Here is a 25,364-nt window from a genome sequence, read left to right on the forward strand (position 1 = left end):
CCTCCGGTACGCGATTTCCCTGAGACATCCGCTCTCCCCATTCCCGTCAATGACCGGCCGCCCGGTGCGGCCCTTCCTGGGAAATGTGTCTAGCAACCGGCACTGACAATTCCCGGTCGGCGGGACAGGGGAAAGCCGGTCCGGGAAACGGAAAGAGCCATGGGGGAGGTGCCGGCTGCGGCTTGTTCGACCGGCACGTCTTCGGGGCTGCTGAGCTGCGTAAACGTCCAGGATGGCCTGACGGATCGTCAACTCGGTCAACTCCGGCACCACGAGTAATCGAATTCCTTTCGGCCAACGGTCAGAACAAGACTTTGCCGGGTGGCCAAATCTGAGGTCTGTTCGAAAATGCAGGCAGACCTGGGGCTTGTCACTCTCCGCAGCGGCCGGGGCTGTAGCTCGCGACGAACGCGGGGGCGGGAACCGTGGCCACGCGCATGCACACCGGGTGCTGCCCGAGCAGATTGGTGACCTCGAAGGCCGCAGCGTCAGACTCCCAGCCGCTGAAGACTGTGCTGTACGGGTCAGAGGTCCGTAGCCGCAGCCAGCCGCTCTCGCGGTCCAGCGCCTGTTCGGCTGCCTCCTCAACGGTGAGGCCCTCGTCGTTCAGCCCGCCGTAGTTGAGGTCCTCGGTCGCGCGCTGGACCGAGTCGAGCACCTCGGCCCGGTCGTAGGCGGTCAGCGTCAGATACCCCAGCACACCACTGGCCACCACCAGCACCGCCCCGGTCACCCCCAGCATTCGCCGCCGGCGGTCGGCTCGACGTACCTGCGCTGCCGTGGCCGGTGGCGCGGCGGAGGCTGTAGCGGGCGGCGCCGGCATCACCTCGGCGTCCTCTCCTGCCTCCTGCCCTTCGGCCGGCTCGACGGTGTCCGCATGCAGTAGGTCGACGACATCGGCCCGCGGTGCCGGGGGCTTTGCGCGCAGCGCGGCGATGGCCGCCGCGGCCTGCCCGGCGTGTGCGGGCCGGTCGGCCGGTTGCCGGGCCATCAGGGTGAACACCAGGTCGTCCACTGCCTCGGGCACCGTGTGCACCGCGCGGCTGGGCCGCAGCGGCAGGCTCTGCTGATGCTGCTCCAGTACCTCGGCCACGGTTCCGGCGTACGGCGGGCGGCCGGCGAGCATCTCGTACAGCAGGCACCCGATCGCGTACACGTCGGCGGGCGCGCCGGCCGGTGCCGCGGTGCCGCACTCCGGCGCAAGGTACGCCACGGCCCCGACGTGCCCGGCGTCGGCCTCGGCGGGCGGGAGGTCGGCGCCGGTGCACTCCGCCAGGGCGGTGTCCAGCACGGTCACCCTGCCGTGCTCGCTGCCCTCGTCGTCGTTGGCGTTGTCGATCAGCACACCGGCGGGCTGGAGAGCGCCGTGGGCCAGCCCGACGGCATGGGCCGCGGCCAGCCCGCGGCATATCTGCTCCGCCCAGGCCAGCGCCCGGCGCCAGTCGATGCCGCCGGGTTCACGCAGCACCTGCCCCAGCGAGCGGCCGCGCAGCGGTGCCAACGCCAGGTAACCCCTACCGGTCCGGCCGGCGAGCTCGGTGGTCCCGTGGCCGACGACGGCCGCCAGGTGCGGGCTGTCCAGCCCGGCCAGTCGACGCGCCACCTGCTCGAAGCGGGCCCGCTCCTCTGCCCCGTCTGCCACTGCCGCCGGCTCGGGCGGAGGCAGTAACTGCACGGCCACCTCGCCCCCCTGGGTGCGGTCGCGGGCCCGCCACATCTCCCCCACCGCGCCGGCATCGAGCGGTTCGGCCAGCTCGTAACGGCCGTCGAGGACGACCCCCTGCAGCCCCGTCTCCGACACCCGACGCCCCCTTCTCCCCTCGCGCCCTGGGCCAGACCCGGTCACGGCCGACGGCCTCCCCCTCTCGGGCCCGGCCGCAGCGTAGTGCCCGCCGGGGCGCCGCCGCAGGACCACGCCCCCCCCGCCGGCCATCCGCCCCGAGCGCGTTTCCCGTCCGGGTCGGACGGCGTCGGACGGAGCGCTGGACGGGGGTACGTCCCGGGTCCCGAGCGCGTCGACTTGCGGGCGCATCGTCCCGGAGGATCATGGATGGGGGAGTGCAGGTGGGCTTACGTGCCCTGACCTGGGGTGGCCTCGCGCACCGGAGGGGGACCCGGCCCGCGTGGGAGGCCGCGGGACCCGACCCCTTCTCCCCGCCGGCCGGGCGCCGGTCCGTAAAGGAGGCCCTCATGGACGAAGAGCTGCACAGGGAGTGGACGCGTCGCCTGCTGTCCCTCCACCCGGAAATTCCGCCTGACGCTGCCAGCCTGTTCGTCGCCGACCTCTACGCCCAGGCGCAGGCCGACCTCGACGCCGAACGGGCCGAGGTCGACTTCCAGCGAGAGGAGTGAGCGCCGTGAGCGGTCTGTCCCCGGGGTTCCGGGGCCGCGGCGGCGGGCAGGCGTTCGCCGAACGGCTGCCCCCGGGTCAGTACCCCACGGAGTCCTTCCCCGTGCTGTCCGCCGGGCCCACCCCGCGCGTGCCGGAGGACCGGTGGTCCTTCACCGTCACCGGTGAGACGGGCGAGTCCCGGAGCTGGACGTGGGCGGAGATGACGGCGCTCCCGCAGGAGGAGCCCGTCGTCGACATCCACTGCGTCACCCGCTGGTCCAAGTTCGACACCCGCTGGCGGGGCGTCTCGCTCGACGTCCTCCTCGACGCCTTCGTCGAGGAGGTCGGGACCACGGCCGACTACGTCGTCGCCGAGTCCTTCGACGGCTACACCGCCAACCTCCCCCTGAAGGACGTCACCGGCGGCAAGGCGTGGCTGGCGCACACCTTCGACGGCTACCCCCTCGCCCCCGACCACGGCGGCCCGGCCCGGCTGGTGATCCCGCACCTGTACTTCTGGAAGTCGGCGAAATGGGTCAAGGGACTGCGGCTGACGCTGCAGGACGAACCGGGCTTCTGGGAGACCGCCGGCTACCACAACTACGGCGACCCCTGGCGCGAACAGCGCTACTGGAGCGACTGATGCCGGCCGCCGGCGCACCTGCCCGGGCCGGCTGGCGCGTGGCGCGGCTCGCGGCCCGCGACGACCAGACCGCCACCGGACGCACGCTGCGCTTCGAGCTGCCCGGCTGGCCCGGGCACCGGCCGGGCCAGCACGTCGACGTCCGGCTGACCGCCGACGACGGCTACCAGGCCGTCCGCAGCTACTCGCTGGCCGCACCCGCCGACGGCGACGTCATCGAGCTGGGCGTGCAGGAGGCGGCGGACGGCGAGGTGTCGCCGTACCTGGCCGACGCGCTGCCCGTCGGCGCGGAGGTCGAGATCAAGGGCCCGCTGGGCGGCTGGTTCGTGTGGACGCCGCCCGGGCCGGGTCCGCTGCTGCTGTTCGGCGGCGGCTGCGGGGTGGTCCCGCTCGTGGCGATGCTCCGGGCCCGGCGGGCGGCGGCAGCCGACCCGGAGCCGTGCGTCCTCCTGTACTCCGTACGCGGTCCGGACGAGGTCTGGTACGCGAAGGACCTCACCGAACCCGGCCACCCGGAGGACATCCGCCTCCTCTACACCCGCCGGGCCCCGGCCGGCCACGCGCGGCGGCCCGGGCGGGTGACCGCGGACGATCTGGCGGACCTGCCCGCGCCGGGTGCGGCCCACTGCTACGTGTGCGGGCCGACCGGCTTCGTCGAGCACGTCGCCGACCTGCTCCAGGACGCCGGGTATCCCCGGGACCGGATCCGCACCGAGCGGTTCGGCTGACCGCCCGCCCTCACCCCGTTTCCGTACCGGGTCCGACCCCCAAGGAGCACCGTGAACCAGCCCCCGCCCCACCGCCTCGACGGCAATGCTCTCGCCGGGCCGCTCGCCCAGGTCTTCGCGCTCGACCCCACCACCGCCCTGCGTGTCTGCCCGGCCTGCCGGCTGCCGTCGACGGTCGGCGAACTCCACGTCTACGGTCCGGAACCGGGCATGACCGCGCGGTGCCCGGGCTGCGAGCAGCTCGCCCTGCGGGCCGTCACCCGGCCCGGCCACCTGTGGCTCCAGCTCGGCAACGGCCAGGGCCTGTTCCGGTTCGACCTGCCCGCCCCGTCCCCCTGACCGATTCCGCCCGGCCGGCGCCGGCGCAGGCCAGGTGGTCAGTCGGGCTGCTTCTCCATGTGTGACAGGACGCGGTTCGAGATCCGGGTGAGGGTGTCGAGTTCCTCCCGGGTGAGGGCGTCGATGAACAGCCGGCGCACGTGGTCGACGTGCATGGGCGCGGCGTCCTCGATCGCCCTGTAGCCGTCCGGGGTGGCGACGATGAACGCTCCGCGCCCGTCGTCGGGACATTCCTCCCTGGCCACAAGGCCGCGCTTCCGCATCCGTCCGACCTGGTGGGACATGCGGCTCTTCTCCCACTCCACCAGCTTCACCAGTTCCATGAAGCGCATCCGCCCGCCGGCTTCGGTGAGTTTGACCAGCACGAGGTAGTCGGAGGCGGACATCCCCGAGTCGGCCTGGACGCGGCGGGAGAGCCGTCCGATGAGCTTCTCCTGCATGCGGATGAAGCTGTCCCAGGCGGCCGACTGCTCCGAGGTCAGCCAGCGAGGCGTCGCGTCCATGGAGGGAGCGTAGCGAGCACGTGGAGAGCTCCTCCATCCTCCGGACGCGGCGGATTCCCACGGCCCGCGGCCGGTCGCGGAGGTGCCGCCCGGCGGGCCGGCTCCGGCCGCCCCGCCTGCGGCTCGGCCGCGTCCGCGTTGCCGGCCGGTGGTCAGGAGCTCGGGCCGGGGTCGTTGGGATGGGGTTCGAGTGCGGTGACCGTAACGGTCATCCACGGGCTCAGCGGCAGGGTCCCGAGGACGTTGTCACGGAGATCGTCCTCGTCGGTGGCGCGCCAGATGCCGATGCTGCGCCGTTCTCCGACCGGTCGCCACAGGCGTGCCAGGCGGCCGTCGGCGGCGAGTTCGCGGGCTCGGGCAGCCTCGGCGGAGCGGCGGCGGTCGACCTCTTCGGGGGCGGTGCCGTCGGGAATGGCGGTGGTGATCTCGACCAGGTACTCGTTCATGGTCCTGTGCTCTCTTCGGAGATCTGCGGCGGCCCCCACCCGGTCTCGGGCGGGGCCATGATCTCATCGTGCGCCGGACGACGAGGGCGGCGCCACGACCGGTGTGCTCCCTGGTGAGAGGCTGAGCCTCCTACCGGCGCCGTAGCATCGAGGCGTGGAGCTTCGCCAGTTGCGGTACTTCGTCGCGGTTGCCGAGGAGCTGAACTTCGGCCGGGCGGCCGCCCGGCTGCTGATCGCCGGTCCGTCGCTGTCCCAGCAGATCAAGGCGCTGGAGCGGGACCTGGGGGTGGTGCTGTTCGAGCGCGACCGGCGTTCGGTGGCGCTGACCCCGGCGGGCACGGCGCTGCTGCCGCACGTGCGGTCCCTGCTGGACCGGGCGGACGACCTCAAGGCCCGGGCGGCGCGATTGTCGGGTTCACAGCCGGTCCGCCTCGGGTACGTCAACTGGCTGCCGCCCGATCTCGCCGCCCGTACCGCAGGAGCGGCGAGGGTCCACGTGGACGCGTGGGTCGCGCCGTCCCACACCCAGGCGTCCCGGGTCGCGGACGGCAGCCTCGACCTGGCGGTGTGCTGGGTCCGCGAGGAGGACCTGGAGCGGCTCGGTCTGGCGGCGCGTCTGGTCGGCGCCGACCGGCTCTTCGCCGTGTCGCCGGGGAGCGGTACGGATCCGGTGCACGCCCGGGACACCGTCGTGCTGCTGGACGCGGACGCCACTTCCTGGTCGTCGTGGAACGACTACGCGCAGGCGCTGTCCGAGGACACGGGCGCCCCGGTGGAGCGGATCTCGGACGGCGGGGTGACCGGTCCGGCGTTCTTCGACCACGTCAGGCGCATCGGCCGTCCGGTCCTTAACTCGCCGAAGGGCCAGGCCGCCGCGCTCCCTCCCGATCTGGTCCACCGCCCGGTGACGGAACCGCGGGTGTACTGGACGTGGTCACTGGTGCGGCGCGCGGACGAGGAGCGTCCCGGCGTGCTCGCGGTGGTCGACGCGCTCTGCGACGGCGTCGGCGATCTCGGACTGCGGGAGCCCGGCGTCTGGCTGCCGGCCGGTGACCCGTACGGGCAGGGGCCCGGACGGAGGGGCTGACCGGCGCTGGAAGCCTGGGCCTTCCAACAGGGAGGAAACCGGTCCCGGGCCGGGGCCGGTTCGGCGTTGCCCGGCGCGAAGCGTGCTGCCTACTGTCGAGGAGTCGACCGGCGGCCGCAGCCGAGGTCGAGGAATCCACCCCCCGAGCGCGTACCCGTGCTCGCCCGCACACCAGGAGAGATGTCATGAGCATGACTATAAAACGGAAGGTCGCCGTCATCACCGGAGCCTCGCAGGGCATCGGCGCCGGCCTGGTCGACGCCTACCGCAAGCTCGGCCACGCCGTCGTCGCCACCTCGCGCACCATCGCCCCCGCCGACGACGCGGGCGTGCTGACCGTCCCGGGCGACATCGCCGACCCGACCACCGCCGACCGCCTGGTCTCCGCCGCCGTCGAACGCTTCGGCCGGATCGACACCCTGGTCAACAACGCCGGGATCTTCGTCGCCAAGCCGTTCACCGACTACACCGAAGAGGACTACGCCGCCACGCTCGGCGTGAACCTGACCGGGTTCTTCCGCCTCACCCAGCTCGCCGCCGGCCAGATGCTCACGCAGGGCGCCGGCCACATCGTCAACGTCACCACCAGCCTCGTCGACAACGCCGACGCCCGGGTCCCGTCCGTGCTTGCCTCGCTGACCAAGGGCGGCCTGCAGTCGGCCACCAAGTCCCTCGCCATCGAGTACGCCACCCGCGGCATCCGCGCCAACGCCGTCTCCCCCGGCACCATCCGAACCCCGATGCACGCCCCCGAGACCCACCAGTTCCTCGACGGCCTCCACCCCGTCGGCCGCATGGGTGAGATCTCCGACATCGTCGACGCCGTCCTCTACCTGGAGAACGCGCCCTTCAGCACCGGCGAGATCCTGCACGTGGACGGCGGCATGAGCGCCGGCCACTGAACCCGACCGCCACGTCCCACCGACCTCCGGGAGAACCGCCGTGCGCCACACCACCACGGACGACGAGAAGATCCTGCGCGGTGTCCTCGACGGCTGGAAGGACGCCGTCGACCGGCACCAGCCCGACCGGGTCGCGGCCCACTTCACCGAGGACGCCGTCTTCCAGGGCCTGCACCCCTACACCGTCGGCCGCCCCGGCATCGCCGCCTACTACGACGCGCAGCCCCTCGGCCTGCGGGCCGACTACCGCGTCCTGGAGACCCGGCGCCCGGCCGGCAACCTGATCCTCGGTTACCTCACCGTCGACTTCTCCTTCACCGACCGCCCCACCCTCACCGTCAACCTCGGCATCCTGCTCCAGCAGACGGACCGCGGCTGGGCCATCGCCCACTACCAGGTGTCCCACCTGGCGTGACCCCAACTGATTGACGATTCAACGATCGACGCCTAATGTAGATGATGCATCAACTAGATGTGTAGGCACGTGGAGGACACATGGCAGTGGAAGTGACCGACGCTCCCGAAGCCCATCGGTACGAAGCCCGGGTGGACGGAGAGTCCAAGGTCGCGGGCTTCGCGGACTACATCCGTACGGGAGAACTCGTCGCGTTCGTGCACACGGAGGTCGCACCGGCGTACGAGGGCAGGGGGATCGGCGCGGCGCTGGTGCGCACCGCCCTCGACGAGGCGCGCGCGGCGAACCTGCGGGTGCTGGCCATCTGCCCGTTCTTCGCGGGGTGGATCGCGCGGCACCCCGAGTACCGGGACCTGCTGTACCAGTCCCGCAGCAACGTCAGTGACTGAGCGGCGGGCATGGCGGAGACGGAGGCCGGTATGAGCCGGGGAACCGAGCGGAAGGCGTACGAGGGCCGGTCGGTCACCGTGACGTTCGAGGCCAGGCGCTGCCTGCACGCCGCCGAATGTGTCCGCGGGCTGCCGGAGGTCTTCGACCTGGACGAGCGGCCGTGGATCCGGCCGGACGGCGCCGAGGCCGGGCGGCTGGCCGAAGTGGTGCGGCGCTGTCCCTCGGGTGCGCTGCAGTACGCACTCGTGGACGGCGCGGCGGAGGCCCCGGACCTGCCCACCCAGATCACCCGCGGCTCCGCCGGTCAGTTGGTCCTGCGCGGCGAGGTGAGCGTGGACACGGCGGAAGGCCCGCGCACGGAGACCAGGGCCGTCCTGTGCGGCTGCGGGCAGAGCCGTCTGCAGCCGTACTGCGACCACGCGGGGCCCTGCGGCCGGGAGCCCTCGGACTGACCCACACAGCCCTCACGCGCACCGCCGTTCACCGCGGGTGCGACGGGCGGGCCGCAGGCCGAACGCGCCGCGCGCGGCCGTCCGCTGACGCGGAGGTGCGCCGTCGACGCCAGGTATCGACATCACAGCGACTCGGAACGGACGAACCCATGGGATACATCACCGTAGGGAACGAGAACAGCACGCCGATCGAGCTCTACTACGAGGACCAGGGCGCGGGTCAGCCCGTCGTCCTCATCCACGGCTACCCGCTGAACGGTCACAGTTGGGAGCGCCAGACGCGCGACCTCCTCGACGCCGGATACCGCGTCATCACCTACGACCGCCGGGGCTTCGGCAAGTCGTCCAAGGTGAACTCCGGGTACGACTACGACACCTTCGCCGCGGACCTGAACACCGTGCTGGAGACGCTCGACCTCCGCGACGTCGTCCTGGTGGGCTTCTCGATGGGTACGGGCGAACTCGCCCGTTACGTCTCGCGGTTCGGCCACGAAAGGGTCGCCAAGCTGGCGTTCCTGGCCTCGCTGGAGCCTTTCCTCGTCGCCCGGGACGACAACCCCGAGGGTGTGCCGCAGGAGGTCTTCGACGGAATCGAGGCCGCGGCGAAGGGTGACCGGTACGCCTGGTACACCCAGTTCTTCGCGGACTTCTACGATCTCGGGAAGAACCTCGGCAGCCGGATAAGCCAGGAGGCCGTCACCGCGAGCTGGAACGTGGCGACGTCGAGCGCCCCCGTGGCGGCCTACGCGGTCGTCTCCGCCTGGATCGAGGACTTCCGCGCCGATGTCGAAGCCGTCCGCGACAGCGGCAAGCCGGCGCTGATCCTGCACGGCACCGCCGACAAGATCCTGCCCATCGACGCCACCGCCCGCCGCTTCCGGCAGGACCTGCCCAAGGCGGAGTACGTGGAGATCGAGGGCGCCCCGCACGGGTTGCTCTGGACGCACGCGGACGAGGTCAATTCGGCTCTGCGCGCCTTCCTGGGCTAGATCCGCGACGAGACCGGAGACTGTTCGGGAGACCCGTGGCCTGTTGCCGGGTTCTCTGCGGAACGGCCGCCCCCGCTTTCCGCAGGAGCGCGAGAGCGGGGGCAGCCGTTCCCGCGCAGCAGGTGTCCGTCTGCACGGAGGAGAACGAATGCGGTCGATGATTCCCGACTATCTGACCGAGGCACTCGGAGACGTCGAGCCGGACACCTCCGGAGAGCAGGCGGCGTACATCCCCGAACTCGCGGCAGCGGACCCCGACCGCCTCGGCGCGGTCTTCGCCACCGTCGACGGCAAGGTCTACGGTGCCGGCGACACCGACACCGAGTTCACGATCCAATCGATCTCCAAGCCGTTCACGTACGCCCTGGCACTGGGCGACCGCGGCTTCGACCCCGTGCTCGCCAAGGTCGGCGTCGAGCCGTCGGGCGAGGCGTTCAACGAGATCTCCCTCGAAAGCGAGACCGGGCGCCCTCGCAATCCCATGATCAACGCGGGTGCCATCACCGCCCACTCGCTCGCCGGCCCGGCGGACATGGATCCGGCGGAGCGCGTGGAGCGCGTGGTCCACGGCCTCTCGGCCTTTGCCGGCCGCCGGCTGGGGATGGACGATGCGGTGTGCGCGTCGGAGATGGAGCACGCGCACCGCAACCTCGCCATCGCCCACATGCTCCGCAGCCACGGCATCCTCACCGAGGACGCGAGGGCCGTCGTCGAGGGCTACACCCGCCAGTGCTCCGTGCTCGTCACCGCGCGGGACCTGGCCATGATGGCCGCGACGCTGGCCAACCGCGGGGTGAACCCCCTCTCGGGTGAACAGGTGATCCGCGAACCGGTGGTACGCCAGGTGCTGAGCGTCATGGCCACCTGCGGCATGTACGACGCGGCCGGTGACTGGGCGACCCAGGTGGGCATTCCGGCGAAGAGCGGCGTGGCCGGCGGCCTGATCGGCGCGCTCCCCGGTCAGATCGGCATCGCCACCTTCTCACCGCGACTGGACCCCCACGGGAACAGCGTCCGCGGGGTGTCGCTCTTCGAGCGGTTCTCCTCCGACATGGGGCTGCACGTGATGGAGGTCCCGGCCGCCGCGCGCGCGGTCGTGCGGTCCAATCACGTCGTCGGCAGCGGACCGGACGCGCTCCGGGTCTTCCAACTGCAGGGCGGGATCGGCTTCGCCGCGGTCGAGAGGGTGGTCCGGGAGACCGTGGACACCGCGCCCGCGGAGGCCAGGGTCGCCTTGGATCTCACGATGGTCCATTCGCTCGATGACGTGGCACGGCGCATGCTGCTGGAGATCGTGCGCCGGCTCACGCTGGACGGTCACGAGGTCTACCTCGTCGACCCGGAGTCGATCATCCCCGATCCGGATCCCGGCGACGGTGGCCGGGTCACCGTCGTCGGCAGGCTCGATCAGGCCCGTACCGCCTGAAACGGTGATCACTGTACGAGGGTCCCTGAAGGGTGTGCCCATTTGCCTAATCGGTGTAGGCAAATGCATAATCGACTGTGGCGCAACCCCGGAAGTGATTCGGAGGTGGGGCATGGCGCGAGTAGGACTGACCACGCAGCGCCTGGTCCTGGCGGGCGCGGACCTGGCCGACGAGATCGGCTTCGAGCAGACGACCCCCGCGGAGCTCGCCCGGCGCTTCGGCGTCAAGACCGCGAGCCTGTACTCGCACGTCAAGAGCGCCCACGACCTCAAGACCCGGATCGCCCTGCTGGCCCTGGAGGAACTCGCCGACCAGGTCTCCGCCGCGGTGGCCGGGCGGGCAGGCAAGGACGCCCTGACCGCCTTCGCGAACGTCTACCGCGACTACGCCCTCAAGCACCCGGGCCGCTTCGCCGCCGCCCGGTTCCGGCTCGACCCTGAGGCGGCGGCCGCCGGCGCCGGTGTCCGGCACGCGCAGATGACGCGGGCGATCCTGCGCGGATACGACCTGGCCGAACCCCACCAGACCCACGCGGTACGGCTGCTGGGCAGCGTCTTCAGCGGCTACGTCACCCTCGAAACCGCCGGGAGCTTCAGCCACAGCACTCCCGACGCGCAGGAGAGCTGGACCGAGATCCTCGACGCGCTCGACGTCCTGCTGCGCACCTGGCCCACCGCCTCCTGACCGCCCGCCCGGCCGGTCCGACCGACCCGCCCGGCTGCCCCTCCCGATCGAAGAGGCCGAGGACATGCACACCGAGCACGACTGGACCACCACCCCCCTCACCGCCGACCTCCTGCGCGGCGCTCTCGACCTGGAGCACACCGAACGCGGCGTCCTGCCCCACCGGTTGCCTCCGCACGCCCGCCGGCAGATCCCCGACGGCCAACTGGCCATGGCGGAGTCGCAGCCCTCCGGCGTACGACTGGCCTTCCGCACCCCGGCCACCGCCGTCGAGTTGGACGTCGTGGCCACCAAGCGGGTCTACGTCGGCGCGCCGCCGCGCCCCGACGGGGTGTACGAACTGCTCGTCGACGGACGGCTCGCGGGCCGGGCCGGCGTGCCGGACGGCGACGTACTCACCATCGACATGGCCGCCGGGACCGCGGAAACCCGGTCCGGGCCGGTGCAGACCCTGCGGTTCACCGGCCTGTCCGGCGACGACAAGGACGTCGAGATCTGGCTGCCGCACGACGAGACCACCCACCTGGTCAGCCTGCGCACCGACGCCCCCGTCCGGCCCGCGCCGCCCCGCGGCCGCAAGGTCTGGCTGCACCACGGCAGTTCGGTCAGCCACGGCTCCCACGCCGCGACCCCGACCGGGACCTGGCCCGCCGTGGCCGCCGCCCTGGGGGAGGTGGAGCTGGTGAACCTGGGATTCGGCGGCGGCGCCCTGCTCGACCCGTTCGCCGCGCGCACGATCCGCGACACCCCCGCCGACCTGATCAGCCTCAAGATCGGCATCAACATCGTCAACGCCGACCTGATGCGGCTGCGCGCCTTCGGCCCGGCCGTGCACGGCTTCCTCGACACCATCCGCGAGGGACACCCCGCCACCCCCCTGCTGGTCGCCTCCGCCATCTACTGCCCCATCCACGAGGACACCCCCGGGCCCAGCGCACCCGACACCGCCGCGATGAACGAGGGGCGGCTGCGGTTCACGGGCACCGGCGACCCCGCGGAGACCGCCGCCGGGAAGCTGACCCTCACCGTGATCCGCGACGAGCTCACCCGCATCGTCCGGGAGCGCGCCGCCGCCGACCCGAACCTGCACTATCTCGACGGCCTCGACCTCTACGGCAAGGCCGACTACGCCGAACGGCCGCTGCCCGACGAACTCCACCCGGACCCCGCCACCCACCGGCACATCGGCGAACGCTTCGCCCGCCTCGCCTTCGGCGCCGGCGGCCCCTTCGCCCCGGAGCACCGCTGAGCCGGCGCCCGTAGCGCCTGACCGGGCCGGGAGAGGTTCCGAAGGGATGGCGGTCCTCGCGCGAATCCCCGGTGAACGAGGCGCGAACATTGCACCGCAATCGTCGGCCCTCATCCGTAATCCGTACAGGAGATGCGAAAGTGCACCGCAGGGGAAGGGTGGGGCTGCTGAGCACGACACCGGTGCTCGCAGGAGTCAGAGGGTGGGATCTCCGTGTCCTGGTGTCCGCCGCTGCCGTGCGGCGGACAGCCGCTGCCGTTCCGCGACAAGTGCCGGCGCACCCGGTCTCCCGGCGGGCGGCGAGGCATCGACCGACGTGAAGGACATGACAACGTGAGACGCACGCTTGTAGCAGTGGTCAGCCTGTGTGCCGCGCTCGGGCTCTCCGGGCTGGGTACGGCCGCCGCGGAGCCCGGCTCGTCGCCCGCGGGGGCGCCCGACGGGTGGCAGGAGATCAAGGGCGCGCAGCCGGCCGCTCTGGCCGACGGGGCGCGCGCGGACGCGGCGAACGCGCAGGACCCCGTCGCGATTCAGTCCGTGCGCAACGGCGGCTTCGCGACCGCCGAGGTCAACTACGCGGCTCCGCGCACCGGCGTGGTGCGCGCCCGCTCCGCCAACCCCGGAAGCTGGGAGACCTTCGACCTGGTCTGGGACGGCACCACCGAGACCTACGCGCTGAAGTCCAGGGCCAACAACCGGTACGTGGCGGTGGAGCGCAACTTCACGGGCAGCGCCAAGAACGTGCTGCGCGCCCGCTCTACCAGCGCCGGCGCCTGGGAGCGCTTCTCGCTCTGGTACAACGAGGAGCTCGACCGCTGGGCCTTCCGCTCCGAACTGAACGGCATGTTCGTGGCGATGGAGAACAACTACACCGGCTCCCTCCAGTACGTGCTGCGCGCCCGCTCCGAAACCGTCACCGGGGCCTGGGAGGAGTTCAACCTCTACGACCGGAGCTGACCCGTAGCTGACCGACGCCGTCCCACCCCCCACCTCCGGCGTCCCCTCCGGCCGCCCGCACCGCGGGCGGCCGGAGTTCCGGTCGGGAAGACGGGTCAGGTCCGGCTGATGCCGTCCGCCGTGTCGTGCGCCGGCCCCGCCGGCCCGGGGGCGACGGGGCGTATCCAGCGCATGGCGCAGGCGACCGTGTGGATGTCGTCATCGAACCTGGCGCCGGGGAAGACCGCCCCGTACGCCTGGTGGTACTCCCGGCGGGTCAGACGCGGGCTTCTGGTGACCATGGCGAGCCAGGCCGGGTGCAGCCGCAGCCGCAGGATGTCGGCGGCGGCGTCGGGGCTGCGGGAGCGCCGCGGATTGGTGTAGCTGTCGTGGGCGTCCTGGAAGGCGTGGCTCTCGTGCCACTCGCGGGTGGCCCGCGCCCCCGCGGGCGCGGTGTCGACGATGTCCACCAGCAGCGCGTGCCCGCCGGGGGCGACGAGGCTCCTCACGTGCGGCAGCACCTCCCGGTGGTCGCCCGCGTGGTGGAGGGTGTTGACGGCCAGGACGAGGTCGAAGCGGCCGTCGCGCTCCGGTACGAGGTCCGCCAGCGCCTGCTGCCGGTAGACCACGTTGGGGAGGGTGTTCCGGGCCCGGGCCATCTCGATCTCGCGGGCGGCGACGTCGATCGCGAGCACTTCCTCGTACCGCGCGGCCAGTAGTCCCGTGAAGCGCCCGTAGCCGCAGCCGAGGTCGACGGCGCGGCCGCCCTCGTGCAGGTGCTCTTCCAGCCAGGGCTGGAAGAGGCCGCGGGTGTCCTCCGCGAATCTCTCGAACAGGTGGGCCAGCTCGTCGAAGTCCGCCATGCCGGATGCAGCCCTCTCGTGTGCCGAAGAACCCCGCGTGTGCCGGATGCCCGATGCTAGCGCCGGGTTCGAACTCGGGTACGTACGGGGTGGCGGCGCGTGGGCCTCTCCACGGGCGTGTTGCAACGTTACAAGTCCTGCCGCGGCAGCCTCGTCAAGGTGTGGTTTACAACGTTGCATCTTGATGCTGAGATGGCGGGGAAGCACCCCGTCCGACCCGATGCCTCCTCCAGGAGACCCTTCGCCATGTCCGATGCGCACGTTCCCCCCGCCCCCGCGGGGACTCCCCGGCCCGAGTACCCCCGGCCCAGCTTCGTCCGGGCGGACTGGCTCAACCTCAACGGCACCTGGCAGTTCGCCCGCGACCCCGGCGACAGCGGGCTGGAGCGCGGCCTGGCCGGGGCCGAGTTGCCCGAGCGGATCGTCGTTCCGTTCTGTCCCGAATCGGAGTTGTCCGGGATCGGGGACACCGACTTCCACCACGCCGTCTGGTACCGCCGCACCGTGCGGATACCCGGCGAGTGGGCCGGCCGGCGGGTCCTGCTGCACTTCGGGGCCGTGGACCACGACGCCACCGTGTGGGTCAACGGGCGTGAGGTCGTCCGGCACAGCGGCGGGTTCACCCCGTTCACCGCCGATCTCGGCGGTGTCGTACGGGCCGGGGAGGACGCCGTCGTCGTCGTGCGGGCGCGGGACGCCGCGCAGGGGCCGCAGGCGCGGGGCAAGCAGTCGACCGCGTACGACAACCACGCCTGCTTCTACACCCGTACCACCGGCATCTGGCAGACCGTCTGGCTGGAGCCCGTCGCGGACACGCACCTGCAGCGGCCCCGTATCACCCCCGACCTGGCCGCCGGCTGCTTCCACGTCGAGGTCCCGCTCGCCGGCCGCCGCACCGGCCACCGCGTCCGCGCCGAACTGCGCGACGCGCAGGGCGTCGTCGTCGAGGCCGCGGTCGCGGCGGACTTCGACCTCGCGCCGCGCCTCGTGCTGCCCGTGCCCGACGACCGGCGCCGCCCCTGGTCCCCCGAGGATCCGCACCTGTACGAGCTGACGCTGGAACTGACCGGTCCCGACGGCACCGTGACCGATCGTGCCGTCTGCACCGCCGGTCTGCGCGCGGTGACGATCGACGGGAAACGGATCCTGATCAACGGCAAGCCCGTCTTCCAGCGGCTGGTGCTCGACCAGGGCTGGTACCCCGACGGCCTCATGACCGCCCCCGACGACGCCGCCCTCGTCCGCGACATCGAACTCTCCCTCGCCGCCGGCTTCAACGGCGCCCGGCTGCACCAGAAGGTCTTCGAGGAGCGCTTCCTCCACCACGCCGACCGCCTCGGCTACCTGGTCTGGGGCGAGTTCGGCGACTGGGGCGCCAGCACCGGAGGGCCCGTCGGCCCCGACAACCAGCAGCCCACCGCCGGCTTCGTCGCGCAGTGGCTGGAGGCCGTCGAGCGCGACTACTCCCACCCCGCCGTCATCGGCTGGTGCCCGCTCAACGAGACCCGGCAGGACCTGACCGACCGGCAGAGCGTCCTCGACGACGTCACCCGCGCGATGTTCCTCGCCACCAAGGCCCACGACACCTCCCGGCCCGTCCTCGACGCCTCCGGGTACGCCCACCGCGTAGCGGAGACCGACGTCTACGACTCGCACTGCTACGAGCAGGACCCGAAGGTCTTCGGCGAGCTGATGGCGGGCCTCGGCGCGGGCACCCCGTTCGTCAACCCGCAGGACGAGGCGGCGGGGCGGACCTGGTCGCTGCCGTACGGCGGGCAGCCGTACTTCTGCAGCGAGTTCGGCGGCATCTGGTGGAACCCGGAGGAGGCGGCGGCCTCGGCGGGCGAGGACCGGCTGGTGTCGTGGGGGTACGGGCAGCGACCGCGCGACGAGGAGGAGTTCCACGAGCGGTTCGACGGGCTGACCGGGGTCCTGCTGGCGGACCCGGACATGTTCGGCTACTGCTACACGCAGTTGACGGACGTCTTCCAGGAGCAGAACGGGATCTACCGGTTCGACCGGTCGGAGAAGCTCGACGTGCGGCGGGTACGGGCCGCGCAGCTCCGGGCGGCGGCGTACGAGGGGGAGGGGGACGCGGGGGCGTAGGGCCTGCCCGCCGTGGGGGCGTGTGCGACCGGGTGCGTACGCGCGAGCGCGTACGCACCCTCACGCGCTCCGCCTGACCTCCAGCCGGTGCGCCGCCACCACCTGCCGCGCCGCCCGCCCCCCGTCCGCGATCCGGTCCAGCAGCAGCCCCAGCGCCGTCCGGGCGATCTCCTCCTTGTCCGGCGCGATCGTCGTCAGCGTCGGATTGCTGTACCGCCCGTCGTCGATGTCGTCGATCCCGATGACCGCCACGTCCTCCGGCACCCGCAGCCCGCGCTCGTGCAGCGTGTGGATCGCGCCGAGCGCGAGGAGGTCGGTGTAGCAGAACACCGCGTCGGGCCGGGCGCCGCGGTCCAGGGCCGCGGCCATGGCCAGCGCCCCGTCGCGGCGGTGGTAGGAGGGCGTGTGCACGACGAGGGCCGGGTCGTACGGCACGTCCGCGGCCCGCAGCGCCCGGCGGTAGCCCTCCGTGCGCCGCGGCGCGGTGCCGCCGCCGCGCGGCTCCTGGTGCCCGAGGGCGGCGACGCGCCGGCGGCCCCGGCCGAGGAGGTACGCGGTGGCGTCGGCGGCGGCGGCGACGTTGTCGATCGCCACGTGGTCGACGCCGGTGCCGGTGATGCGCTCGCCCAGGAGCACCAGCGGGGTGCTGCCGCGGCGGCTGTCGAACTCGTGCCGCTCGATGCCGAGCGGGCTGAAGAGGATCCCGTCGACCATGCCCGGGTTCATGCCGCTGAGCACGAAGCGCTCGGCTTCGAGACGGCCCTCGGTCTGGTCGATGAGCACGGTGTAGCCGCTGGTACGGGCGGCCTGCACGACGTGCCGCGTCAGCTCCGCGAAGTACGGGATGTCGATCTCGGGCACGGCGACGGCGATCAGGCCGGCGCGGCGCAGCCGCAGGTTGCGCGCGGAGAGGTTGGGGCGGTAGCCGAGCTGGTCGATCGCCCAGTGCACGCGCTCGCGGGTGGCCGCGCTGACGGGACGGTTGCCGGAGAGCACGTTGGACACCGTCGTGGGTGACACCCGCGCCAGCGCGGCCACGTCGCGCACGCCGATGGCGCTGCGCTGCGGCGATGCTTCGGGGGACGGCATGGGGTCATCTTCTCAGGCAGGGGCGGCGGGGGCGCGCGGGGAAGCGGGCGCGTGGGGGACCGGCGTGCGGGAACTTTGCGGAGCGGACGATCCGTTGTTTCGGACGTTCGCAGAGTTACCGAGGTGCGCCCACCCCTGCCGTCCACTGCCACGGAAGGCCCGCAACCATGACTCCGAACCACCCCCACCCCCGGCTCTCCCGCCGCCTGCTCCTCGGCGCCGCCGCAGGCGCGACGCTCACGGCCGCGACGGCGGCCGGCACGGGAGCGGCGTACGGCGCGAGCGGCCCGCACGGGACGACCAGGCCGGCCGGCCCGGCCGGTGCGAGCGCGCGGCACGGCCGCGGCGGCGACTGGCCGACCGAGTTCCCGCTCCCCGACGGCTGGCTCCCCGAGGGCATCACGATAGGCAGCCGCCCGTACGCATACATGGGCTCCCGCGCCAACGGCGCCGTCCTCCGCGCGGACCTGCGCACCGGCGCGGGCAAGGTCGTCCACGCCGGCGCCCCCGGCACGGCGTCCATCGGCCTGAAGCTGGACCGCGACGGCCTGCTGTACGTGGCGGGCGGCGCCGGCGGTACGGCCAGCGTCATCGACGCCCGTACCGGCGCGGTGGTCGCGACCCACCGGCTGACGCCCCCGACGGGCCACTTCGTCAACGACACCGTCCTCCTCGGCCGCAGCGCCTGGTTCACCGACTCCCAGGCGGCCGTCCTCTACGCCGTCCCCCGCGGCCGCTCCGGCGAGGTCCGCACCCTCCCGCTCACCGGCGACTGGGTGCAGACGCCGGGCGTCTTCAACGCCAACGGCATCGTCGACACCCCCGACGGCCGCGGTGTCATCGTCGTCAGCAGCTCCCCCGGCCGCCTGTACCACGTCGACCTGCGGACCGGCCACGCCACGGAGCTCGCGCTGCGCGGCGCGACGGACGTCGCCAACGGCGACGGCCTGGCCCGCGTCGGCCACACCCTGTACGTGGTGCGGAACCGGGACAACCTCGTCGCCGCCTTCCGCCTCGACCGTGCGATCCGTACCGCCACCCTGCACCACACGATCACGGACCCCCGCTTCGACGTCCCCACCACGGCTGCCCGCTACGGCAACCGCCTCTACCTGGTCAACGCCCGCTTCACGTCCCCCCAGGAACCGGACACCACCTTCAACGCGGTGGCGGTCCCCCTCTGAGGGCGGTACATGAGCGAACGCGAGCTCAGCGCACGGGAGATCAGCGAGATCACGGCGTACGCGGCCGGCGGCGCGGGCCGGGGGTGTCGGTGGCGCCGCGGGAGCCGCGTTTGTGGGGTTACTTCGCTCGTGTGCGTGTGTGACCTCTCTGCTAGGACGACTCCTCGAAGTAGGCGTCGAGGGTCGACTCCAGGTCGCTCGCCCACTGCTTCAGCGTCCCCTTGTCCGGGGCCTCCACCTCCGCCGGGCAGATGCCGCGGCTGTCGTGGACGCTCAGGACCAGGCGGCGGCCGAACCGGGAGGTCTTGTACTCGACCGCGCCGATCTCCGGCCACGTGAACTCGGCCTCGGTGTCGTCGAGCTGGAAGCGGACGCCGGTGCTGTCCACGGTCACCGAGCCGCGGCGGTCGGTGGCCTCGAAGACGGGTCCGTCGCCGGCCGCGTCGCCGGTTCCCGTCGCCTCGTCCTCGTCCTCGGCCCCGTCGTCGTCCTTGGCCTCGGCCTCGGACTCGGCCGTGTCCTCCTCGCCGTCCCCGTCCCCGTCCGTGTCGGCGTCCTCGGTGTCCTCGGTGTCCGTCTCGGGGTCCTGCGTCTCGTCGGTCGTTGTGGCTTCGTCCTCCTCCTTCTCGTCCGGCGGCGGCGATACCAGGCCGGGCAGAGCGGCCGGGTCCGTCGCGGCGGCGGCGTAAACGGGCGTGACGTTCAGACCTTTGTTCTCCTCCACGGTCCCAAAGTATGGCCGCTGGCACCCCTCGCGGTCTCCGGGTCCGGCCACCTGCACCGGGATGCCCGGTTCGGCACCGGGCGGCGGGTTCGTACCATGGCCGCCATGGAGATCGTCGCCGTGCCCTACGACCACCCCGACGCGGTCACGCTCAACGACCGCGTCCAGATCGAGTACGCCGAGCGGTACGGCGAAGGTGATCACACGGAGATGGACCCGTTGCAGTTCACGCCCCCGCGCGGCCTGTACCTGCTCGCGTACGACGCCGACGGGACCCCCCTCGCCACGGGCGGCTGGCGGGCCATGGACGCGACGCCGGAGGGGCACCGCGCCGGCGACGCGGAGCTGAAGCGGATGTACGTGGTCCCCGAGGCCCGCGGGCGCGGGCTGGCCCGGCGGATACTCGCGGCGCTGGAGGAGAGCGCGCGGGCCGCGGGGCGGGTGCGGATGGTGCTGGAGACGGGCAACAAGCAGCCGGAGGCCATAGCGCTCTACATATCGGAGGGGTACGAGCCGACCGAGAAGTTCGGCTACTACCGCTTCGAGCAGGACAGCCGCTGCTTCGCCAAGCCGCTGCGGGCGGCCGGCACCGCGGGCGCGGGCGAAGAGCACGACGGCGAGCAGGCCGAGGGCGCCGCGGCACGCTGAGCCGCGGCGGCGGCCGTCCCCCTACCCCGCCCGCTCGTCCACCACCCTGCGGATCTTGCCCACCGACCGCTCCAGCGTCTCCGGCTCCACGACCTCGACCTCCACGCCCACCCCCACGCCCTCCCGCACCCGCCGCGCGATCGCCTCGCCCGCCGCCGCCCGCTGCTCCACCGGCGCCCCCGGCCGGGCCTCGGCCCGTACCGTCATCCGGTCGAGACGGCCCTCCCGGTGCAGCCGCAACTGGAAGTGCGGGGCCACGCCCGGCGTGCGGAGCACGATCTCCTCGATCTGGCTCGGGAAGACGTTCACGCCGCGCAGGATGATCATGTCGTCGCAGCGTCCGGTGACCTTCTCCATCCGCCGGAACGCCGGCCGCGCCGTCCCGGGCAGCAGCCTGCTGAGGTCGCGGGTGCGGTAGCGGACGACCGGCATGGCCTCCTTCGTCAGCGAGGTGAACACCAGCTCGCCCCCCTCGCCCGCCGACCTCACCTCGTCCGTCACCGGGTCCACGACCTCCGGCAGGAAGTGGTCCTCCCACACGTGCAGCCCGTCCTTGGTCTCCACGCACTCCTGCGCGACGCCCGGCCCGATGACCTCCGACAGGCCGTATATGTCCACCGCGTCCAGGCCCGCCCGCTCCTCGATCTCGCGCCGCATCTCCTCCGTCCACGGTTCGGCGCCGAAGATGCCGACGCGCAGCGAGCTGGTCCGCGGGTCGATGCCCTGGCGCTCGAACTCGTCGATGATCGTGAGCATGTAGGACGGCGTCACCATGATGACCTCGGGCGCGAAGTCCCGGATGAGCTGCACCTGCCGCGCGGTCATCCCCCCGGAGGCGGGGATGACCGTGCAGCCGAGCCGCTCGGCGCCGTAGTGGGCGCCGAGGCCGCCGGTGAACAGGCCGTAGCCGTACGCGACATGCACCCGGTGGCCGGGCCGGCCGCCCGCGGCGCGGATGGAGCGCGCGACGAGGCCGGACCAGGTGTCGAGGTCGGCCGCGGTGTAGCCGACGACGGTGGGCAGGCCGGTGGTGCCGCTGGAGGCGTGCAGGCGGCGGACGTCGGCGACGGGGACGGCGAACATCCCGAAGGGGTAGTCCGCGCGCAGGTCGTCCTTCGTGGTGAAGGGGAAGCGGGCGAGGTCGTCGAGCGTGCGGCAGTCGTCGGGGGTGACGCCGGCGGCGTCGAACTTGCGGCGGTACAGGGGGACGTTGTCGTACGCGCGGCGGAGCGTGGCGCGGAGGCGGTCGAGCTGGTACGCGCGGAGTTCGCCCGGGGACATGCGCTCGCCGGCGTCGAGCAGGGGGTCGGTGCCGTCGGTCGTCGTCGTGTCGCTCACGCGTGTCCCTCCGAGCCGTTCTCGTCGCGCGCGCCGTTCACGCGGCCGTTCCCGTTGCCGCTCCCGGTCGCCGCGTGCTCGCCGTGCGCCGCGGTAGCGCCCGTCGCCGGGTCGCGGACGATACGGCTCCGGCCCCGGGGCTCCGCGGCCTTGTGGCCCGACCGATCATTCGGTTAGCTTGCGGAGCGGCCGGATCCCAGTCAAGAGGTACGACAGGACGTACGACATGACGCACGAGTTGACCGACGACACCGAGCACAGCACAGCGCCGGACGCGCCCCGCGCCGTGGCGGTCGTCGGCGGCGGCCGGATGGGCGCCGGGATTGCGCAGTCGTTCGCGACCGCCGGGTCGCGCGTCGTGATCGTGGAGAGCGGCGCGGACGCGGCGGCGGCAGCGGTGGAGCGGGTCGCCGGCGGGCTGCGGCGGGCCGCCGAACGGGGCCGGCTCGCCGCCGGCGTGGACCCGGAGGAGGTGCGCTCGCGGGTGCGGGCCGTCGCCTCCGTCGCGGAGCTGCCGGCGGACGCGGGGCTGGAGCTGGTGGTGGAGGCGGTGCCGGAGGACGCCGGGCTGAAGGCGCGGGTGCTCGCCGACGCCGAGCGGGCGGTGGGCCCGGACGCCGTGCTGGCCACGAACACCAGCTCGCTGTCCGTCACCGAGCTGGCCGCCGCCCTCGGCCGGCCGGGCCGGTTCCTCGGCATGCACTTCTTCAACCCCGTGCCCGCCTCGGAGCTGGTGGAGCTGGTCACCGCGCCGGAGACCGGTCCCGCTGCGCTCGCCGCGGCGCGCGGCTGGGCGCGGACGCTGGGCAAGACGGCGGTGGTCGTACGGGACTCGCCCGGCTTCGCCAGCAGCAGGCTCGGGGTGGCCCTGGGCCTGGAGGCGATCCGCATGGCCGAGGAGGGCGTGGCGGCGCCCGCGGACATCGACACCGCGTTGGAGCTGGGCTACAAGCACCCGATGGGCCCGCTGCGCCTGACGGACCTCGTCGGGCTCGACGTCCGGCTGGCCATCGCCGAGCACCTGTGCCGGACGCTGGGGGAGCGGTTCGCGCCGCCGGAGCTGCTGCGGGCGAAGGTCGCGCGGGGCGAGTTGGGGCGCAAGACGGGGCAGGGCTTCTACGCCTGGCCGTGAGCGGCGCCCCGGAAGGGTGGTCTGCCCGGCCGGGCGGGGTTCAGGGCCCGTAGCGCGTCCCGGGACACCCGATCCGGCGCATTCGTGGCTACCTGCCGGTAGGGGGACGGTTCGGGGCGGGAAATGCGACCCGGGAGGGGTTCCCCCGGGGGGCGTACTGCTCCGGCAGTACGACCCAGAGCATCCGCCAGGATGACGACTTTCGCCACCGATCGCGGGATCGTTGCTATATGAGCCCACTCATGCTGTCGGTGTTGCTTTCGCTGGTGTCAGCGGTGGCGTACGCCGGCGCCGCCCTCGTCCAGGAGCGTGTCGCGGCCACGACGACCGACGCCGACGGCGCCGGCGGGTCCTTCGCGCCGCTGCACCGCGGGAGCTGGTGGGCCTCCGTCGTGCTCAACTGCTCGGGTGCGCTGCTGCACATGATCGCGCTCGCGTACGGGCCGCTCAGCCTGGTCCAGCCGCTGGGCGCGCTGACCATCGTCTTCGCGCTGCCGATGGCGGCGCTGTTCCTCGGCCGCCGCGCCGGGCGGGCCGCCTGGCGCGGGGCGCTGCTGTCGACCGTGGGGCTCGTGGCGCTGCTGGCGCTCGTCGACCCCGTGGAGTCGCAGGCACTGGGCGGGACGACGGCGATGGGGCTGGCCGTGGCGACGGTGGCCGTGCTGGGCGTGCTGACCCTGGCGGGCATGCGGATACGGCATGCGGCGGCCCGGAGCGTGACGCTGGCGGTGGGCTCGGGTGCGGCGTTCGGCATGGCGTCGGTGTTCACCAAGGACGTCACCGCGGACTTCACCGACCCGCTGGCGATCGGCATGATCGCGATCCTGGCCCCGGCCGGGCTGCTGCTGTCGCAGGCGGCGTACCGCGGCGCGGGCCTCTCGGCGCCGCTGGCGACGCTGACGGTGGTCAACCCCGTGATAGCGGCGGCGGTCGGCGTCACCGCGCTGAACGAGACGGTGCGGTACGGGGTGCTGGGCGCCCTGCTCGCCGTCGGGGCGGGCGTGGTCGCGGCGGCGGGGCTGATAGAGCTGACGGTGCAGGCGCACCGTACGCCGCCGGAGGAGCCCGCCACCGAGCCCGCCGCGGGGCCGGACGACGTGGCCGCGGCGCCGGTCACCGGCCGGGTGCCGGCGCCCGCCGCGCCGCCCGAGCAGGTCACCCCGCCGGAGCACGTCACCCCGGCGGAGCCCGCCGCATCTGCCGACCCGGTAGTCCCGGTCCCGGACGGGCCCGGGACTCCGCCCGGCTCCGTACCCGCGCCCACCCCGGCGTACCACGCGGGCGCGGCAGCGGCGGCGGTGCTCTACGAGACCGCCCCGGCCGCGGAGGCCGGGACGGAGGCGCCCGAGACCGATGTGTCCAGGACGGATGCGTCGGGGGCAGGTGCCTCCGGTAAGGATGCGCCGAGGACGGATGTGCCCGGGACGGACGCGTCGAGGACAGGCGTGTCCGGGACGGGTGCGTCCCCCGCCGGTCGCGCCGACGCCGGTCACACCGGCCCCCGCGGCCCCGAGACCGGTACGCCCGACACCCCCGCCCCCCACACCCCGGCGCCCGGGACCCCCGCACCCCGGGGCCCGGCGCCGGAGAACGCCGCCCCCGCGGGCCCGTCACCCGCGGTGGCGGCGCTCATCCTCGCCGCTGCCGCCGCCTCCGGCGGAGCCGCGCTGGCGCCGCACCACGTGGGCTGCTCTCGCTTATCGGCCCCGCCGGGCTCCGGCCCGGCCACGGCGACGGGCGCGGCCGGCCCCGTCGCCACGCGCGCCCCCGCGGACCCCGCGCCGGCCGCTGCCGCCGACGACACCGACGCGGCCCTGCCCCCGTGCGGCGCGACGGCTGTGTCAAGGTGGCCCCATGCGCCGCATCACCGTGACCGTCTGCGCCCTCCTCGCCGTGGCCCTGGCCGCGTGTTCGACGGGGGATCCGGAGGCGGCGGCGACCAATGGGGGCACCCCCGCCAGTGAGGGCGTAGCCGGCGGGGGAGGCCGGAGCCCGGCCCGTACGGACCAGGCCCCTCAGGAGCTACGGGTACGGGTGCTGGAGCGCCTGCCGCATGACACCGAGGCGTTCACGCAGGGCCTGGAGCTGCGCGGCGCCGACCTCTACGAAGGCACCGGCCTGGAGGGCAGCTCCTCCGTCCGCCGCGGCCCCGCCGGCGGCCCGCCCACCGTCCGCCGCGACCTGCCCGCGCCGCTCTTCGGCGAGGGCCTGACGCTCGTCGGCTCCCGGCTCTGGCAGCTCACCTGGCAGAACGGCATCGCCATCGAGCGGGAGGCGGACACCCTCAAGGAGCTGCGCCGGGTGCGCTACGACGGCGAGGGCTGGGGCCTGTGCCACGACGGTACGGACGGCGGCGCCGGCGGCCGGCTCGTCATGAGCGACGGCAGCTCCCGGCTCACGTTCCGCGACCCGGAGACGTTCGAGGCCACCGGCCACGTGGACGTCACCCGCGACGGCGTCCCCGTCGACCGGCTCAACGAGCTGGAGTGCACCGACGACGGCAGCGTCTACGCGAACGTCTACCAAACCGAGACCCTGGTCCGCATCGACCCGGACACCGGCGCCGTCACCGCCGGCATCGACGCCTCGGGGCTGCTCACGCCGGCCGAGCTGCGGGCCGGGGCGCGCGAGCTCAACGGGATCGCCGCGGTCCCCGGCGGCGACGAGTTCCTGCTCACCGGCAAGTACTGGCCGCGGATGTTCCGGGTCGCGTTCGTGCCGCGCTGACGACGCCGTAAAAAAACTCCGCGCCCGTGTC

General features: G+C 73.2%; 27 protein-coding genes. 20 read left to right on the forward strand and 7 right to left on the reverse strand.

What is annotated here, in order from left to right; all coding sequences use genetic code 11:
- Positions 1–370: 370 nt before the first annotated feature.
- Entirely contained in the window at positions 371–1,801 is a 1,431-nt protein-coding gene (locus O7599_RS24715; protein WP_281617801.1) for a serine/threonine-protein kinase, read from the reverse strand.
- A gap of 389 nt (positions 1,802–2,190) precedes the next feature.
- On the opposite strand from O7599_RS24715, the gene O7599_RS24720 reads away from it, so the two are divergent.
- From O7599_RS24720 to O7599_RS24735, 4 genes are read left to right on the forward strand one after another with little or no spacing between them, the layout of a single operon-like run.
- Positions 2,191–2,352 (forward strand): hypothetical protein, encoded by a 162-nt coding sequence (locus O7599_RS24720; protein WP_281617802.1) that lies wholly within the window; start codon positions 2,191–2,193, stop codon positions 2,350–2,352.
- A 5-nt stretch (positions 2,353–2,357) separates the two neighbouring features.
- Positions 2,358–2,975, forward strand: a complete 618-nt coding sequence (locus O7599_RS24725) for a sulfite oxidase-like oxidoreductase (protein WP_281617803.1) — start codon at positions 2,358–2,360, stop codon at positions 2,973–2,975.
- The gene (locus O7599_RS24730) at positions 2,975–3,703 is read left to right on the forward strand and encodes an FAD-binding oxidoreductase (RefSeq protein ID WP_281617804.1); all 729 of its coding nucleotides are present in this window, start codon (positions 2,975–2,977) and stop codon (positions 3,701–3,703) included. The genes O7599_RS24725 and O7599_RS24730 overlap by 1 nt, the downstream gene beginning before the upstream one ends.
- A gap of 51 nt (positions 3,704–3,754) precedes the next feature.
- Positions 3,755–4,042 carry a DUF6510 family protein gene (locus O7599_RS24735; protein ID WP_281617805.1) on the forward strand — a complete coding sequence of 96 codons (288 nt, stop codon included), beginning with the start codon at positions 3,755–3,757 and terminating at the stop codon, positions 4,040–4,042.
- Between the two features lie 38 nt (positions 4,043–4,080).
- Here the strand turns inward: O7599_RS24735 and O7599_RS24740 are convergent, their stop codons facing one another.
- Both O7599_RS24740 and O7599_RS24745 read right to left on the reverse strand, forming a co-directional pair.
- A complete protein-coding gene (locus O7599_RS24740; RefSeq protein ID WP_281617806.1) occupies positions 4,081–4,545 on the reverse strand; it encodes a MarR family transcriptional regulator in 465 nt (154 codons plus the stop codon).
- A 152-nt stretch (positions 4,546–4,697) separates the two neighbouring features.
- Positions 4,698–4,991 (reverse strand): muconolactone Delta-isomerase family protein, encoded by a 294-nt coding sequence (locus O7599_RS24745; protein WP_281617807.1) that lies wholly within the window; start codon positions 4,989–4,991, stop codon positions 4,698–4,700.
- A gap of 154 nt (positions 4,992–5,145) precedes the next feature.
- On the opposite strand from O7599_RS24745, the gene O7599_RS24750 reads away from it, so the two are divergent.
- From O7599_RS24750 to O7599_RS24795, 10 genes are all read left to right on the forward strand, one after another.
- Positions 5,146–6,078, forward strand: coding sequence for a LysR family transcriptional regulator (locus O7599_RS24750; RefSeq protein ID WP_281617808.1), 933 nt, complete (start codon positions 5,146–5,148; stop codon positions 6,076–6,078).
- Positions 6,079–6,263: 185 nt separating this feature from the next.
- A complete protein-coding gene (locus O7599_RS24755) occupies positions 6,264–6,980 on the forward strand; it encodes an SDR family oxidoreductase (RefSeq protein ID WP_281617809.1) in 717 nt (238 codons plus the stop codon).
- A 40-nt stretch (positions 6,981–7,020) separates the two neighbouring features.
- Entirely contained in the window at positions 7,021–7,395 is a 375-nt protein-coding gene (locus O7599_RS24760; RefSeq protein ID WP_281617810.1) for a nuclear transport factor 2 family protein, read from the forward strand.
- An 80-nt stretch (positions 7,396–7,475) separates the two neighbouring features.
- On the forward strand, positions 7,476–7,784 hold the full coding sequence (locus O7599_RS24765) for a GNAT family N-acetyltransferase (protein ID WP_281617811.1): 309 nt from the start codon (positions 7,476–7,478) through the stop codon (positions 7,782–7,784).
- A gap of 30 nt (positions 7,785–7,814) precedes the next feature.
- Complete coding sequence (locus tag O7599_RS24770; protein ID WP_281617812.1) at positions 7,815–8,237, forward strand: (4Fe-4S)-binding protein; 423 nt, start codon at positions 7,815–7,817, stop codon at positions 8,235–8,237.
- A gap of 149 nt (positions 8,238–8,386) precedes the next feature.
- Positions 8,387–9,226: an alpha/beta hydrolase gene (locus O7599_RS24775; protein ID WP_281617813.1), complete on the forward strand. Its 840-nt coding sequence runs from the start codon at positions 8,387–8,389 to the stop codon at positions 9,224–9,226.
- Between the two features lie 148 nt (positions 9,227–9,374).
- Positions 9,375–10,652 (forward strand): glutaminase, encoded by a 1,278-nt coding sequence (locus O7599_RS24780; protein WP_281617814.1) that lies wholly within the window; start codon positions 9,375–9,377, stop codon positions 10,650–10,652.
- A gap of 112 nt (positions 10,653–10,764) precedes the next feature.
- Complete coding sequence (locus tag O7599_RS24785; RefSeq protein ID WP_281617815.1) at positions 10,765–11,337, forward strand: TetR/AcrR family transcriptional regulator; 573 nt, start codon at positions 10,765–10,767, stop codon at positions 11,335–11,337.
- A gap of 64 nt (positions 11,338–11,401) precedes the next feature.
- Entirely contained in the window at positions 11,402–12,586 is a 1,185-nt protein-coding gene (locus O7599_RS24790; protein ID WP_281617816.1) for an SGNH/GDSL hydrolase family protein, read from the forward strand.
- A gap of 333 nt (positions 12,587–12,919) precedes the next feature.
- The gene (locus tag O7599_RS24795; protein ID WP_281617817.1) at positions 12,920–13,543 is read left to right on the forward strand and encodes a hypothetical protein; all 624 of its coding nucleotides are present in this window, start codon (positions 12,920–12,922) and stop codon (positions 13,541–13,543) included.
- A gap of 95 nt (positions 13,544–13,638) precedes the next feature.
- On the opposite strand, the gene O7599_RS24800 is transcribed toward O7599_RS24795, so the two are convergent.
- A complete protein-coding gene (locus tag O7599_RS24800; protein WP_281617818.1) occupies positions 13,639–14,385 on the reverse strand; it encodes a class I SAM-dependent methyltransferase in 747 nt (248 codons plus the stop codon).
- 246 nt (positions 14,386–14,631) lie between these two features.
- Between O7599_RS24800 and O7599_RS24805 the strand changes: the two genes are divergently transcribed.
- Positions 14,632–16,491, forward strand: a complete 1,860-nt coding sequence (locus tag O7599_RS24805; RefSeq protein WP_281617819.1) for a sugar-binding domain-containing protein — start codon at positions 14,632–14,634, stop codon at positions 16,489–16,491.
- Between the two features lie 60 nt (positions 16,492–16,551).
- On the opposite strand, the gene O7599_RS24810 is transcribed toward O7599_RS24805, so the two are convergent.
- The gene (locus O7599_RS24810; protein ID WP_281617820.1) at positions 16,552–17,580 is read right to left on the reverse strand and encodes a LacI family DNA-binding transcriptional regulator; all 1,029 of its coding nucleotides are present in this window, start codon (positions 17,578–17,580) and stop codon (positions 16,552–16,554) included.
- 167 nt (positions 17,581–17,747) lie between these two features.
- Between O7599_RS24810 and O7599_RS24815 the strand changes: the two genes are divergently transcribed.
- A complete protein-coding gene (locus O7599_RS24815) occupies positions 17,748–18,764 on the forward strand; it encodes a superoxide dismutase (protein ID WP_281617821.1) in 1,017 nt (338 codons plus the stop codon).
- A 151-nt stretch (positions 18,765–18,915) separates the two neighbouring features.
- Here O7599_RS24815 and O7599_RS24820 read toward each other — a convergent pair whose 3' ends face one another.
- The gene (locus O7599_RS24820) at positions 18,916–19,488 is read right to left on the reverse strand and encodes a hypothetical protein (protein WP_281617822.1); all 573 of its coding nucleotides are present in this window, start codon (positions 19,486–19,488) and stop codon (positions 18,916–18,918) included.
- Positions 19,489–19,584: 96 nt separating this feature from the next.
- On the opposite strand from O7599_RS24820, the gene O7599_RS24825 reads away from it, so the two are divergent.
- Entirely contained in the window at positions 19,585–20,136 is a 552-nt protein-coding gene (locus tag O7599_RS24825) for a GNAT family N-acetyltransferase (protein WP_281617823.1), read from the forward strand.
- A gap of 21 nt (positions 20,137–20,157) precedes the next feature.
- On the opposite strand, the gene paaK is transcribed toward O7599_RS24825, so the two are convergent.
- A complete protein-coding gene (gene paaK, locus O7599_RS24830) occupies positions 20,158–21,417 on the reverse strand; it encodes a phenylacetate--CoA ligase PaaK (RefSeq protein ID WP_281623501.1) in 1,260 nt (419 codons plus the stop codon).
- A 283-nt stretch (positions 21,418–21,700) separates the two neighbouring features.
- Between paaK and O7599_RS24835 the strand changes: the two genes are divergently transcribed.
- The 3 genes from O7599_RS24835 (at position 21,701) to O7599_RS24845 (ending at position 25,333) form a co-directional block, all read left to right on the forward strand.
- Positions 21,701–22,606 carry a 3-hydroxyacyl-CoA dehydrogenase family protein gene (locus tag O7599_RS24835; RefSeq protein ID WP_281617824.1) on the forward strand — a complete coding sequence of 302 codons (906 nt, stop codon included), beginning with the start codon at positions 21,701–21,703 and terminating at the stop codon, positions 22,604–22,606.
- Between the two features lie 230 nt (positions 22,607–22,836).
- Positions 22,837–24,570 carry a DMT family transporter gene (locus tag O7599_RS24840; RefSeq protein ID WP_281617825.1) on the forward strand — a complete coding sequence of 578 codons (1,734 nt, stop codon included), beginning with the start codon at positions 22,837–22,839 and terminating at the stop codon, positions 24,568–24,570.
- Positions 24,461–25,333 (forward strand): glutaminyl-peptide cyclotransferase, encoded by an 873-nt coding sequence (locus O7599_RS24845; protein ID WP_281617826.1) that lies wholly within the window; start codon positions 24,461–24,463, stop codon positions 25,331–25,333. The genes O7599_RS24840 and O7599_RS24845 overlap by 110 nt, the downstream gene beginning before the upstream one ends.
- Positions 25,334–25,364: the final 31 nt, after the last annotated feature.

Source organism: Streptomyces sp. WMMC500 (assembly GCF_027497195.1).
GTDB lineage: Bacteria > Actinomycetota > Actinomycetes > Streptomycetales > Streptomycetaceae > Streptomyces.